This is a genomic window from Treponema sp. OMZ 840 (genome assembly GCF_050937815.1).
In the GTDB taxonomy this organism is placed as follows: Bacteria; Spirochaetota; Spirochaetia; order Treponematales; family Treponemataceae; genus Treponema_C.
This window is the reverse complement of sequence record NZ_JACDIJ010000003.1, coordinates 191,179-203,579: the sequence shown is the minus strand read 5'-3', so window position 1 is coordinate 203,579 and position 12,401 is coordinate 191,179. Positions and strand designations below refer to the sequence as shown.

General features: G+C 44.0%; 12 protein-coding genes. 7 read left to right on the top strand and 5 right to left on the bottom strand.

The genetic code is table 11. From position 1 onward, the window contains the following. Nucleotides 1-130 precede the first annotated feature (130 nt). From H0R92_RS06645 to H0R92_RS06635, 3 genes are all read right to left on the bottom strand, one after another. Nucleotides 131-844, bottom strand: a complete 714-nt coding sequence (locus H0R92_RS06645) for a hypothetical protein (RefSeq protein WP_432962389.1) — start codon at nucleotides 842-844, stop codon at nucleotides 131-133. A gap of 280 nt (nucleotides 845-1,124) precedes the next feature. Then, nucleotides 1,125-1,361 carry a type II toxin-antitoxin system MqsA family antitoxin gene (locus tag H0R92_RS06640; protein ID WP_428770488.1) on the bottom strand — a complete coding sequence of 79 codons (237 nt, stop codon included), beginning with the start codon at nucleotides 1,359-1,361 and terminating at the stop codon, nucleotides 1,125-1,127. A 3-nt stretch (nucleotides 1,362-1,364) separates the two neighbouring features. Beyond that, the gene (locus tag H0R92_RS06635) at nucleotides 1,365-1,637 is read right to left on the bottom strand and encodes a DUF4258 domain-containing protein (RefSeq protein ID WP_428770489.1); all 273 of its coding nucleotides are present in this window, start codon (nucleotides 1,635-1,637) and stop codon (nucleotides 1,365-1,367) included. Nucleotides 1,638-1,736: 99 nt separating this feature from the next. Here H0R92_RS06635 and hisIE point away from each other — a divergent pair, with 99 nt between their 5' ends. The 3 genes from hisIE to H0R92_RS06620 are packed head-to-tail and all read left to right on the top strand — an operon-like array spanning nucleotide 1,737 to nucleotide 5,567. Further along, nucleotides 1,737-3,059 carry a bifunctional phosphoribosyl-AMP cyclohydrolase/phosphoribosyl-ATP diphosphatase HisIE gene (gene hisIE / locus H0R92_RS06630; protein ID WP_432962386.1) on the top strand — a complete coding sequence of 441 codons (1,323 nt, stop codon included), beginning with the start codon at nucleotides 1,737-1,739 and terminating at the stop codon, nucleotides 3,057-3,059. A gap of 8 nt (nucleotides 3,060-3,067) precedes the next feature. Beyond that, nucleotides 3,068-4,585 (top strand): histidinol dehydrogenase, encoded by a 1,518-nt coding sequence (hisD, locus tag H0R92_RS06625; RefSeq protein WP_432962384.1) that lies wholly within the window; start codon nucleotides 3,068-3,070, stop codon nucleotides 4,583-4,585. A 31-nt stretch (nucleotides 4,586-4,616) separates the two neighbouring features. Further along, nucleotides 4,617-5,567 carry a ketopantoate reductase family protein gene (locus H0R92_RS06620; protein WP_432962382.1) on the top strand — a complete coding sequence of 317 codons (951 nt, stop codon included), beginning with the start codon at nucleotides 4,617-4,619 and terminating at the stop codon, nucleotides 5,565-5,567. A 523-nt stretch (nucleotides 5,568-6,090) separates the two neighbouring features. Here H0R92_RS06620 and H0R92_RS06615 read toward each other — a convergent pair. Then, nucleotides 6,091-7,026: a 1-acyl-sn-glycerol-3-phosphate acyltransferase gene (locus H0R92_RS06615; protein WP_432962380.1), complete on the bottom strand. Its 936-nt coding sequence runs from the start codon at nucleotides 7,024-7,026 to the stop codon at nucleotides 6,091-6,093. 207 nt (nucleotides 7,027-7,233) lie between these two features. Further along, a complete protein-coding gene (gdhA, locus tag H0R92_RS06610) occupies nucleotides 7,234-8,580 on the bottom strand; it encodes an NADP-specific glutamate dehydrogenase (RefSeq protein WP_432962378.1) in 1,347 nt (448 codons plus the stop codon). Nucleotides 8,581-8,818: 238 nt separating this feature from the next. On the opposite strand from gdhA, the gene H0R92_RS06605 reads away from it, so the two are divergent. From H0R92_RS06605 to H0R92_RS06590, 4 genes are all read left to right on the top strand, one after another. Further along, the gene (locus tag H0R92_RS06605; protein WP_432962376.1) at nucleotides 8,819-9,589 is read left to right on the top strand and encodes a DpnI domain-containing protein; all 771 of its coding nucleotides are present in this window, start codon (nucleotides 8,819-8,821) and stop codon (nucleotides 9,587-9,589) included. Between the two features lie 56 nt (nucleotides 9,590-9,645). Beyond that, nucleotides 9,646-10,473, top strand: coding sequence for a hypothetical protein (locus H0R92_RS06600; protein WP_432962374.1), 828 nt, complete (start codon nucleotides 9,646-9,648; stop codon nucleotides 10,471-10,473). An 84-nt stretch (nucleotides 10,474-10,557) separates the two neighbouring features. After that, complete coding sequence (locus H0R92_RS06595; RefSeq protein WP_432962372.1) at nucleotides 10,558-11,685, top strand: NADase-type glycan-binding domain-containing protein; 1,128 nt, start codon at nucleotides 10,558-10,560, stop codon at nucleotides 11,683-11,685. 102 nt (nucleotides 11,686-11,787) lie between these two features. Then, complete coding sequence (locus H0R92_RS06590) at nucleotides 11,788-12,378, top strand: hypothetical protein (RefSeq protein WP_432962370.1); 591 nt, start codon at nucleotides 11,788-11,790, stop codon at nucleotides 12,376-12,378. Nucleotides 12,379-12,401 lie beyond the last annotated feature (23 nt).

Below are 12,401 nucleotides of genomic sequence, written 5' to 3'. Positions count from 1 at the left end.
GTTCAAAATGAGGGAAAACGCTATTCCCTTGCGTGTACATAAGGGTGCTGCGGATATCTTTATTTTAACCTTTATCTTTTATGAAAATGTAAAGAGGGCTTTTATACTTCTCCGGTACCGACAAATCGGGTTACCGGTTTATATTCAAGCTACGGATCAATTTCGCCGTTGCATTATAGTTATGATAGCGCTCATAGATACTTAATTGATTTTTATCGTTCAATGATAAAATCGCTTCATACCAATATGCAATTAGGGCACGTCTGATTCCTGCTAATTCAAATAATTTCTTTATCTCTCCAAAGGAACCTTCAAAAAATAATGCGCAGGCTCTCGGCAATGCCTTTTTATAAGAATCGGTGTCTATAAAGCCGTTTCGGGTTTTAAGCCATTTTTTTATTTCGGGAAAATCTAAGTTCAGCTTATCAACTAACAGCATATTTATTTGGGGCCTATCTTTTTTAGGTATAGATGAGAATGCCGCTTCCGTCTCTCCGATATTTATCGTAAAAAAACGGCCGCCGTTGGTCGAAGGAAATAAATTTAGTGTCCAAACCCCTTGTGAATCAATCCAGTGAACAAGACCTGAGAATAAAAACAGGTTTGTTACATATTCAAGTAAATTTTCATCTTGAAAAAATCTGTCAACCTTGGGTTTGTATACAATCTGTTCTTCGGGTAATTCATTTAAAGCGGCTGAAGCTTCTTGTACGGATAGAAAAAACAATTCTTTTTGTCCGGCCGTTTCTTTATTGAGTACGCTTTTAAATCTATAGTGCAGGCTATGCTCAACAAAGCGCCAGTCCCGTGCCTGTCTGAAATCGGCTAAACTCCATATACCCAACGATCTATAGGGTTCGGTTTTGTTTATCTCTTTTATTCTTTTGATCGGAGGAAAGTCGGTCCCCCGATTTTTATACACGGAGAATTCTTTGACTCAAGAATGTAAACATATCCTTTTTTATTTTTTGTTTTCATTTGTAATAACGGCTCTGCAAAATCTTTGGAAGCGGTTTTCCCCTTAATTATCGGTTTTGCTGGATTATATCCTGAAAAGACTTTATCCCCAATCAGACTTTTGTTATAAATTCCACAGGTCTCTTCCCTGTGTCCGTAATTACAGGTTATGCCGGAATCAGCTGCCGATATTCGATAATCGCGACTTCCTGTCCTGAGGAAAAACAGGTTTCCGCCCGGGTATATATCTCTTTTGCCGTTTCTTCATCAAGATAGTATTCACTGCAATCATCGCAAATTTGTGCAGGAACATTACGGAAAATCAGAGTTGAATTTTTGCGGGTAAGTACAACTTGAGTGTATCCTTTTTTAGTTTTTCCGAATTTGCAAATTTGACATTTCATCCCTTACCTCCTGCGAGTAAAATCTTCAGACCATAAATTTGTATCCGGTTCATAAACCGTGATTACATACTCAGTATCTGTAACCATGTCGTATGCAGATACAACATGGATAGGTCTTTTACCAATAAAACCGAGAATCAGTTTACTGGGATACGGCTTGTCATCAGGGTATTCCTGTATAACTGAACCATTCGCTATAACTGCCCGTATATTCTCAGGCGAAAATCCCCGTTCAGTCATACGCTTAAAAGCATGCCCTGAAAATAGATATTTCAACGCAGAACACCATCCTAATTTCAGTTTCCTGGAAAGTATACCATGCTTTTGTGAATTTTTCTACTTGCTTGCGCTTCCTCTTTTCTATATACTTTCGGTATGGTTATTTCTTCAATCGATTTAAAGGGCGGCCGCGTTGTGCAGCTTAAAAACGGGGTCGAACCGGTGCTTGAGCGAAGCGATGCGGATAAGCTTGCAGAAGATTTTGCTTTTTACGGAGAGACGGCGGTTATCGACTTGGACGCCGCTTTGGGCAATGTAGAAACCGAAGGACAGCGTAAGGGGCACAGTCCCAACGGCGAACTCTTGGCATCCCTTTTGCGAAAAGGCAATGTGCGTACCGGAGGCGGTATCCGCACGGTCAAGCGGGCAAAGGAATTGATTTCTTTGGGTGCCGAAAAGGTTATTATCGGGTCGGCCGCTTTTGCCGACAGTTCCGCTTCAAGTGCGGACGGGATTTTGAACACCGCCTTTCTCGATGAATTGGTAAAGGCGATCGGGAAACAGCGCATAATCATAGCGGTCGATGCCCGCGATAATGTCATCACCGTAAACGGGTGGACAAAATCGACCGGAGTTTCCCTGATTGACGGGGCGCGTGCGGCCGAAAAATATGCGAACGAGCTTTTGTTTACCTGCGTTCAAAATGAAGGCTGTATGAGCGGCGCCGATATGGAAACGGTGCGGGCTTTACGCGGTGCCGTCGATTGCAGGCTGACCGCCGCAGGGGGCGTGCGTTCGGTCGAAGAAATAGCCGCCCTTGAGCACATGAATGTGGACGTACAGTTGGGCATGGCCCTGTATACGGGAGCGGTTCACTTAAAGGATGCCTTTATCGCCTGCTTGAACTGGGAAAAAGCCGAAAAATACGGCGCGGGCCTTATTCCCGTAATCGCCCAAAGTCCTTCAGGAGAAGTGCTGATGACCGGCTTTGCAAACCGCGAAGCCTTTGAAAAAACCTTTGCAACAAAAAAACTGACCTTTTGGAGCCGGGAACGCGGCGTTTTGTGGACAAAGGGCGAAACCTCGGGCAACACCCTTTCCGTCATCAAAATGCGGGCGGACTGCGACCGCGACACGGTGCTTGCCGTAGTCGAGCCCGCAGGCCCCGTCTGCCATACGGGAGGATGGAATTGTTTTTCGTCGGAAGCTATTGCAAAGTCCGATTTTGAACGGCTTGAGCGCATTGTCGCCGAGCGTTTTGCAAATCCCCGCCCCGGCTCTTATACCGCAACGCTCAACGACGAGCGCGTGCGCGAAAAAATACGCGAAGAATCCGGAGAACTTATCGAAGCCGAAGGAAAAGAAGAAGTGATTTGGGAAGCGGCCGACTTACTGTATTTTGTAAGCGTGCTTCTTCACCGCGAAAAAGTGAGCTGGCAGGACGTGTACGACGAACTCGACCGCCGCCACAAAGCATGACGTTGAATATGAAGATTATATACGCAGCCGACATTCCGTCCTCGTTTTTTGCACCGCGCAGTTTTACGGGCAGTGTCCGCAAAACCGTGCAAGCCGTAATTGACGAGGTGCGGAAAAACGGCGACAAGGCCCTTTATGCTTATGCGCAAAAATTTGATAAAATCGATTTTTCCGCCGCTGTTGCGGCCTGCCGCTCAGGCCGTGCCGCCGAGACCTCCGGTTTTTCGGGTACGGTAAAAACGGGCAGGACGGAAAAGACCGAACCGCCGGCTTCTCCGTTTGAAATTCCGCGTTCGTCTTTAAAAGAATGTGAAAAAGCTCTAAAGAAAAAATCGGGCGGCTTATACGATGCGCTGTGCCGTTCGCGCGATTTTGCCCTTGCCTTTGCGCACAAACAAAGGGACTGCTTTTACGACTTTGAAACAGAACTTGCACCGGGTTTGATTACGGGGCAAAAAATCATTCCCGTAGAGCGCGCAGGCTTATATGTTCCGGCCGGAAGCTTTCCCCTTCTTTCTTCGGTGGTGATGACTTCCTGCCCCGCACGGGCTGCAGGCTGTGCTTCTTTAATACTCTGCACGCCGCCCCGCGTTCATCCGGATGAAAAAGACGCCCCGGCGGTAAAAACGGCTTGGGCAGACGAGGGAATTCTTGCCGCCGCTTCGATTTGCGGTATAGACCGCGTTTTTGCCGTAGGCGGCGCCCAAGCGGTGGCGGCTATGGCGTACGGAACCGAAAGCATTCCGCGCTGCGACGTTATTGCAGGGCCCGGCAATAAATACGTTGCCGAAGCCAAGCGCTTGGTGTCAGGCGATGCGGGTATTGATATGGTTGCGGGGCCTACGGAAGTGTTTATTATTGCCGACGGCAGCGCGCACGCCGATTGGATTGCCGCCGACTTATTGGCGCAAGCCGAACACGATGCGGACGCGCAGGCGGTTTTTGCAACCCCTTCAAAACGCCTTGCCGAACAGGTTTCCGCCGAAGTTGAAAAACGGCTTGCCTCGCTTTCGACACGGGGCACCGCCTGCGAAAGCATAAAGCGGCACGGCCTTATCGTCATTACAAAGTCTTTGGAAGAAGCGGCCGCCCTTGCAAACCGCAAAGCTCCCGAACATTTGGAGTTGGCAATGGATGAGGGTACTGCGCGCGATAAACTGGTTCAAAAACTGCACAATTACGGCTCCCTTTTTATAGGTCATGCGGCGGCCGAAGTACTCGGCGATTATTCTGCAGGACTTAACCATACGCTGCCCACATCCGGTTCGGCACGCTTTACCGGCGGCCTTTCCGTGCGTCATTTTTTAAAAACCGTAACTACCCTGTGTACTGCGGAAAAATCGGAGCGCAAAAACCCCGCGGGTGCAGATACGGCCGAATCCGCAGACGGGAGCGGCGGAGTTGAGCAGGCGCTTAATACGGCGGCCGTCTTGGCTCATGCCGAAGGTCTTGCCGCCCACGAGCAGGCCGCCCGCATACGCTTGAACGGGTCAAGAGGTGATGAGGCTCCGGTTTCACACCCGTAATAAAATCACCTATTAAGGAGAACAAAGACAAATGAAACACAATCGGTATGCCGATAAAAAAATTTTAGTGTACGGGGCGGGTGTTATAGGCAGTATTTTTGCAGGAAAACTTTTTAAATCGGGACTGGACACCGTAATTCTTGCGCGGGGAAACCGTTTTCGCGAGATAAAAGAAAACGGCCTTATTTTAAAAAATGTTTTAACCGGAAAAGCGGAAACCTATGCGCTTGCCTGTATCGATGAGTTAAAAGAAAACGACATTTACGACTACATAATCGTAGCCGTTCAAAACAATCACATTGACGCTATTCTGCCTGTATTGGCAAAAAACAAGTCGAAAAATATAGTTTTTGTCGTAAACAATCCGCTGGGCTACGAAAAATACATAACTGCCGTCGGTAAAGAACGGATTATGCTCGGCTTCCCCTGTGCCGGCGGGGAGCGAAAAGAAGGCGTTGTGCATTACTTTATCGGGAAGGGAATTGCGCGTATTATTCAAACAACCACCTTCGGCGAGTTGGACGGCGGCGATTCGGCGCGTTTGGATACTCTTTTGGGCATCTTTTCCAAAGCGGGTTTTGAGCCGGTAAAATCGCGCAACATGGATGCATGGCAAAAAACGCATGTGGCCTTTGTCGTTCCCGCCGCCTGTGCGATGTACCGCTTTAATTCAAACAATTACAAACTTGCCCGTTCTCCTTCGACTATCCGTCTTATGCTACGCGCAATCCGAGAAGGTTTTAGAGCACTCGAAGCGAAGGGCATTCCCGTAGAGCCTGCAAAACTGCGCTATTATTATGCCCCGCTTTTTTTAATGACGGCTTTTTTTCAATTGGTGTTTGCGACAAGGATTGCAGAATACGCAATGGCAAAGCACACAATTACGGGCAAGGATGAAATTAAAATTTTAAACGAGCAGTTTTTAAGCTTGTGCGCCGAAAGCCCCTTAACCGAGTGGAAAAAGCTGTGCAGTTTTAGGTAAGGGAGGGGGACGGGCACGTTTCGCGCGGGAATTGTTGTGAGGCAGCAAAACCTAGACAACCATTTTTTAGTGACCACGTCCGGCATTCTTTTTTTTACTCCGTAATTTATCAATCGTTTTATATAGAATCCATGCGGTATAGTATCCGGAAAAAATGGGAGCACAAAATAAGATTTCATCATCTTTAGTACCCAAACAAAATATCAAAAGGCTTATCAAAGAAAGCGTAGCATAAATACAAAAGAAAATTAAGGAATATGTTAGTTTAATGCGATTTTGTAAGATTTGGTAGAGTGTAAGTATAATAAAAAAGGTTGCAAAAAAAGCGAATGGAATATATCTTTTATCATCAATAAAAACAACCGGTACGATAATACAAATAATTGAAGTACTGATTAAATACACATGAACAATTTTTGTTTTCATTTATTACTTGCCTGCGAAATACTGATGTAAAAGTTTCGGGCTGTCCGAACGCATATGGTTTTTGAGTACTTCCATGCCGATTCTAAAAATCACCGTCTTAAATATAATAGTCCGATTCTTTTCCCGCCGCCTTTTTGTACAGTTCGAGGTATCGGGGGCGGAATGCGTCGTGGCCTTCTTTAAGCTTTTGCATAATTTGAGCGACGACAAAGTTTTTTTTGTCTTCCATGGCTTCGGGTGCTTCCGCCATAGCTTGTTCTCGGAATTCTTTGCAGTTCAATACGGGGCTTGCGCTCATAATTACCACGTCTTCATAAACAAGGTCGGCAAGCATGTCTTCGGGGGCTTCGGGGTTTATCCTGAGGCAGTTTCCGTTTGTAGACACGAGAATCATCACGTCGAATAAGCGCAGATACGAGTCTATTTCGCGCAATCCTTCGCGCGTTTCGGGGTGTCCCGGCCGGTAACGGGTGCCGCTGGGAAATACCAATACCGCGTTTCCTTCTTTTTTACAGCGGTCAAGGGCGCGCATGGACGCCATATTGATTGCGCGGCTTTTTGCGCTTTCTTTTTCGAATTCGACAGGATCGGTAATGGCCGTCAAGCTGCGGCTCGGATAGATGACAATGCGCGTAAATCCTTCCGCCCACGCTTTAACCATGGGGTTGGCTTCGTTCAGCTTCATACCGGCAATTGCCACAATGCGTTTTGAAAGTTCGGGACCGAAGTCCTTTCCGCAGTGCTCCAAAAGGTAGCAAAGGGCCGGCAAATCCATATTGCTGAAATGTTCAACCAATAAAAGCGCGCGCTTTCCCTCGCGCATTGCCTTATAAAAGGTTTCAAAATGTTCCAAACCCTGTAAGCCGCTTCCTTCAAGCAGGTTTTCGCCTATCATGGCATCCATGATTTTGCGTGTTTCCGGATTTGCCTGTTGATATACATTGGTATTATCTATTTTATCGGCAGCCTTAGCCAGCCTTTGTAAATCGCCGAAGAGGTGGGCATATCGGGTTCTAAGCGGTGTAGGTTCCATAACAATCTCCTATGTAACAAATAGCATACCGCCGTTCTTCCTTGCTGTCAAGTTGGCGGTCCGGGCGGAATTGCCTGCTGATATAGTTATAGTGCCGGACAATCCTTGTTTCAACAGGCATCTTGTTCCTTTTACAAAAAGGATATGTACGGCGAAATTTTATATGCTTTGTATCTTTTGCGTACTGCGTATTTAAGGGGAGCTTTTTTAGACAACTCCCTGGGCAATCATCGCTTCGGCAACTTTTAAAAAGCCTGCAATATTCGCACCTGCGGCGTAATTGCCTTCCATACCGAAGCGTGCGGCCGCTTGATATGCGCTGTCGTGAATATCTTTCATAATCGCTTTTAATTTGGCGTCCACTTCTTCAGCCGTCCACGAATAACGCATGGAATTTTGGCTCATTTCAAGACCCGATACGGCAACACCTCCCGCATTCGATGCTTTACCCGGAGCATATAAAACGCCTTCTTTTTGAAAAAGGGCAACAGCTTCGGGGGTACAGGGCATATTTGCGCCTTCGGCAACCAAGGATACGCCGTTTTTAATCAATTCCTGCGCTTCTTCGGCGTTTAATTCGTTTTGGGTTGCACAGGGAAAGGCACAGTCAACGGCAACCGACCAGGGGCGTTTTCCCGCCGTATATTGTGCCGAAGGATATTTTTGTACATATTCGCTTATGCGGCCGCGGCGGGCATTTTTTAATTCCTGTATAAAGGCAAATTTTTCTTCGTCTATGCCGTGCGGATCGTAGATAAAGCCGGAAGAATCGGACATGGTAAGCGGCTGTGCCCCGCTTTGTATAAGTTTTTTGACGGCGTATTGGGCTACATTGCCGCTTCCGGATACGGCACAGCGCAAGCCTTTAAGCGATTTATTTTTCTTTGCAAGCATGTTTTCGGCAAAATATATGAGGCCGTAACCGGTTGCTTCCGGGCGTATTAAAGAGCCGCCGAAAGAGCGCCCCTTTCCGGTTAAAACACCTGTAAATTCGTTGTTTAAGCGCTTGTATTGCCCGAACATATAGCCTACTTCGCGCGCTCCGACGCCTATATCTCCTGCGGGAACGTCCGTATCCGGCCCGATATGGCGTTGTAATTCGCTCATAAAAGATTGGCAAAAGCGCATAACTTCACCTTCGCTTTTACCGTGCGGGTCGAAATCGGCACCTCCCTTTGCTCCTCCCATGGGCAGGGTTGTTAGGCTGTTTTTAAATACCTGTTCAAAGCCCAAAAACTTTAAAATGCTTAAGTTTACCGAAGGGTGAAAGCGTATGCCGCCCTTGTAAGGACCTATGGCGCCGTTAAATTGTATACGGTAGCCGCGGTTTACGTGAACTTTGCCCGCATCGTCCGTCCACGGCACGCGGAATATGATAATCCGTTCCGGTTCGACGCAGCGTTCCAACACTGCATATTTTTCGAGTTCCGGCATTTTGTCGGCGGCGATTTCAAGCGTTTCCAATACTTCGTGAACCGCCTGCAAAAATTCGCTTTCGCCGGCGTTTTTAGCTTGAACGGTTTCCCAAACCCGTTGGACATAGGCATTTTTCATAGTAACTCCGCAAGACGGAATGTCAAAAAAGCCGGATACTTTACCGCGCTTTTTGAACATTCCCGATTTTATCGCCTTAATTTTACCGCAAGCGGGCGTTCGTGTACAAGCGGGCGAAATACCGAAACAAGCTCGGATTTACCTTTTTAACACTGGAAAAAGGCTGCAAAATCGGATAAAATACAGACTATGAATGCGGGGAAACCCTCCTCAAAATAATTTTTCCCAATGCGGATATATGACGTTTGATTTTAATCGGGAATTAGCCCGGCAGTATCACAGCAGATCTCAAATAAGTAGGGTGTTGACTGAAGATTGGCTTGAACGAAATGTCTTTTGCCCTGTTTGCGGAGCACCGTACATCAATCGTTATAAGAACAATCATCCTGTCGGAGATTTTTATTGCGAACAATGTGCATCCGATTTCGAATTAAAAAGCAAAGAAAATAGCTCCGGAAGATTATCGAATACAATTACCGACGGCGAATATGGGACAATGATTGAAAGGATTACTTCGTTTAGAAATCCGAATTTCTTTTTTATAACCTATACCGATTATAGCGTTATTAATCTTGTAGTAATTCCGAATCACTTTTTTACACCTGAAATAATCATTAAAAGAAAGCCCTTAGGGCCAAATGCCCGCAGAGCCGGTTGGACGGGCTGCACGATTGATATATCGTCAATTCCCGAGTCGGGAAAAATTTTTATGATAAAAAACCGAGTTGAAATTAACCGGGATACGGTACTTTCTTTGTATGCCAAAACAAAAGCTTTAAGGACGGAAAGCTTGGAATGCCGCGGCTGGCTTTTAGACACCTTAGCCTGCATAGACCGCATTCGGGAAAAAGATTTTTCATTAAATCAAGTATATGAATTTGAGCGGGAATTGAAAAAGAAACATCCTGACAACAATTTTATTAAAGACAAAATCAGACAACAGCTTCAAGTTTTGCGGGATAAAAATTTTATTGAATTTATAGCTCCCGGCCGTTATAGAAAGCTTTGATACCGTCAACTGTGCTATAAACACAAAGGAAAACAGTAATATAAAAGGATAAAAAAATGAAAAAATTATTTTTGTTAAGTATTATTTTATCGGGCGCTTTGGTTTATGCGGTTTCTTTTGAAGTCGGCGATACAATCGATGAACGGTATAACCGGGAAAAACCGGAATTTATTCTTCATGAAACGGAAGTAATGAACTTTAAATTACAAGTCCGTTCAAAAAAAACCGAAATTATGACCGGTGATTATGTTTACTTATGTATTGACGGTCATAACTTCGGAATTTTAGTGTATGATGAATCCGAAAAATATATTTTCGATCTGGACGGCGACAATGTCTTGGATGTGGAAATGCAGCAATTGTTTATTCCCATATGGGTGTTTGAAAAATCCGAACAATTTATAAAAGATCCGTCTAAAAACAATATAAAAGAATATTTGGATTTGCTTTTGGCTGCGTTTAATGATAATGAAAATCCGTATTCGAGCGGAAAATTGGAATCTCTTAAACGAAAATTAAGCATTGTCGATGTAAGACATCCGAATCAAGATTTACAATATGCTTTATTTATGTATTATGCATGTTTGGGAATTTCTTCCGATTTGGATAAAGCCACCCTTGCAATCTTTGATAGGATATATTGTAAAAGATTTTCGGAGCGCACCCATCCTTTAATAGTGCTGCATATGCTTGAAACATATATAAATATGGGAAATCGGGCGGATGCTGAAAAATTGCTTGAAACGGGGATACGGGAATATCCGAGTTTTATTCCGTTTCAGGTGTATTCATGGCAATTGGAGCGGGATGCCATATTAAAAAAGCAAAAATATGACAGTTTAAAAAACACATATCCGAATCATTGGATTGTAAAACAAATATAGCTTAAAAACAGCGGCCTGAAAGCGGCGTTTTAAAATGTAATATGCTTGACATATGGTAAGGCACGGCGGATTGAGGAGAAAACGATGAAGAAAAAGATTTTTTTCGGGACGGTTTTAGCGCTTATAATAAGTTATTGCTATGCACAAAATATAAAAATTGCAAAAATTTCTACAACATCGACTTTAACCAGCCCGACGAATTTATATAAAGCGGAAAATCTTATAGACGAAAGCGATGCTTCCTGGGTTGAAGGTGCAAAAGATTTCGGGAAAGATGTAACGATTACCATTGAATTTGCGTCCCGAATTACACTCAAAGAGTTTTACATCAAAAACGGGTACGGAGATTATAAACACTATTACGCAAATAATCGTGTAAAGACTTTATATTGCGGATTTCAATATAGAGGCGGGGCTTCAATTGTTCTTGAAGATAAACCCGGATATCAAAAAGTAACATTTGACATTCCTGTACAAACAAACAAACTTGAATTAAAAATCGGCGATGTGTATAAAGGCGACACCTTTGACGATACAGCCATAGCCGAAATAAGCTTTAAAGACTGGCGGGATTTGAATCACGATAAAATAAATGCGTCGATTTTTTCAAACCGCATTGACGACATATATGGCGTTTATAAAAAAGCGGACGAATCGATTGGTGCAAAACAAAAAACTTCTTTTTTTTCCTACCCGCGAAAAGATACGCGGCATACAGAAGATTGGTTTTTTACGCTTTTGTCCCGCACCTGTATACCGCTGGCAAACGGCGATGTATATTATATTACTGCGCTTGACAGCGAAGCGTTCGGGCAAAACAAAACCTCCGCTTATCCGGATACGTATGTTTTGTTTGTTAAACTCGAAAACGGAAAATTCATCGGCGCTCAAACACTGTTTCCTTCACTTGGAAACAATTCGGATGTGGAATACCTCAACGCAATAACACATCGTTTAGATGTAAAACAAAAGAATCTTATTGAAAAATATGTCCGAATGATTGCCGCCGTGCTGGAAGCAAAAAAGACAAATATGCCTTTTTTTTGCGATTTATTTGATATTGAAGTAACTGAAATCGATAATACATTCGGGTTATATCTTAAAGATTATACGGATTTGCCCTCCGAATTGCGGAATTTGTTTCCGGGGTATACGTATAAATACATGTACAATGCACCGTACACAAGGATTACAAAGGTGTTTTTGCCGTAAAAAGAGCGCGGCCTTTTCCCATATCGATGAACGGCAATTGTTGACAGGCCGCAATGTACCGTTTAGAATTATCGTATGCTTATATTTTTTTGAGGAAAGAATATGAAAAAACTATCCTTATTTGTATTGGCTGCAGCCCTTGCCGTTTTATTATGCGCATGCAATAAAGAAGATATAAGAGCCGAAGAGCCGCCGTCCGGTGTTTTTGATGTTACGGACTTTCTTACCAATCCGTTTACGGATAAACAGATGTTCCCGATGATCTTTGATAATTATGAAGAATTACAAAACTACTTTAAAAACAATTTTACTGAAAACGACTTTTCCGTTAACGAAGAGGACGTAAAAAACAGATACGATAACTCCAAAATTGATAAGCACATAATTCTTAAATCAAAGAAAATACAGGTATATTATTACTATGTACTTTCCGGTCATAAAAAATGCTTTTTACAATTAATACATATCGTTCCGACCGAAAAAGGAGATGTAAAGCATAATTTTACTGTGGGAATGAGCGAGCAGACAATAAGAGATTTTTGCGGGAAGCCGTTTTATGAAAATACACACAAACGCAATTACGAACTCTGTTACGATTCCGCCTCTTTTAAAACTCCCGGCCAAGTTAATTTTTCTTTTGACGGCAAAACAAAAAAACTTACCGCTATAAATCTGTGGAGCGGACTGGACTGAAAGCCTGTGATGAATAAATGAAG

What these genes read in the sequence shown, in the direction of transcription:
- H0R92_RS06640 (WP_428770488.1), bottom strand. Translation starts at nt 1,361, where the DNA reads ATGAAATGTCAAATTTGCAAATTCGGAAAAACTAAAAAAGGATACACT.
- hisIE (WP_432962386.1), top strand. Translation starts at nt 1,737, where the DNA reads ATGGTTATTTCTTCAATCGATTTAAAGGGCGGCCGCGTTGTGCAGCTT.
- hisD (WP_432962384.1), top strand. Translation starts at nt 3,068, where the DNA reads ATGAAGATTATATACGCAGCCGACATTCCGTCCTCGTTTTTTGCACCG.
- H0R92_RS06620 (WP_432962382.1), top strand. Translation starts at nt 4,617, where the DNA reads ATGAAACACAATCGGTATGCCGATAAAAAAATTTTAGTGTACGGGGCG.
- H0R92_RS06615 (WP_432962380.1), bottom strand. Translation starts at nt 7,026, where the DNA reads ATGGAACCTACACCGCTTAGAACCCGATATGCCCACCTCTTCGGCGAT.
- gdhA (WP_432962378.1), bottom strand. Translation starts at nt 8,580, where the DNA reads ATGAAAAATGCCTATGTCCAACGGGTTTGGGAAACCGTTCAAGCTAAA.
- H0R92_RS06605 (WP_432962376.1), top strand. Translation starts at nt 8,819, where the DNA reads ATGACGTTTGATTTTAATCGGGAATTAGCCCGGCAGTATCACAGCAGA.
- H0R92_RS06600 (WP_432962374.1), top strand. Translation starts at nt 9,646, where the DNA reads ATGAAAAAATTATTTTTGTTAAGTATTATTTTATCGGGCGCTTTGGTT.
- H0R92_RS06595 (WP_432962372.1), top strand. Translation starts at nt 10,558, where the DNA reads ATGAAGAAAAAGATTTTTTTCGGGACGGTTTTAGCGCTTATAATAAGT.
- H0R92_RS06590 (WP_432962370.1), top strand. Translation starts at nt 11,788, where the DNA reads ATGAAAAAACTATCCTTATTTGTATTGGCTGCAGCCCTTGCCGTTTTA.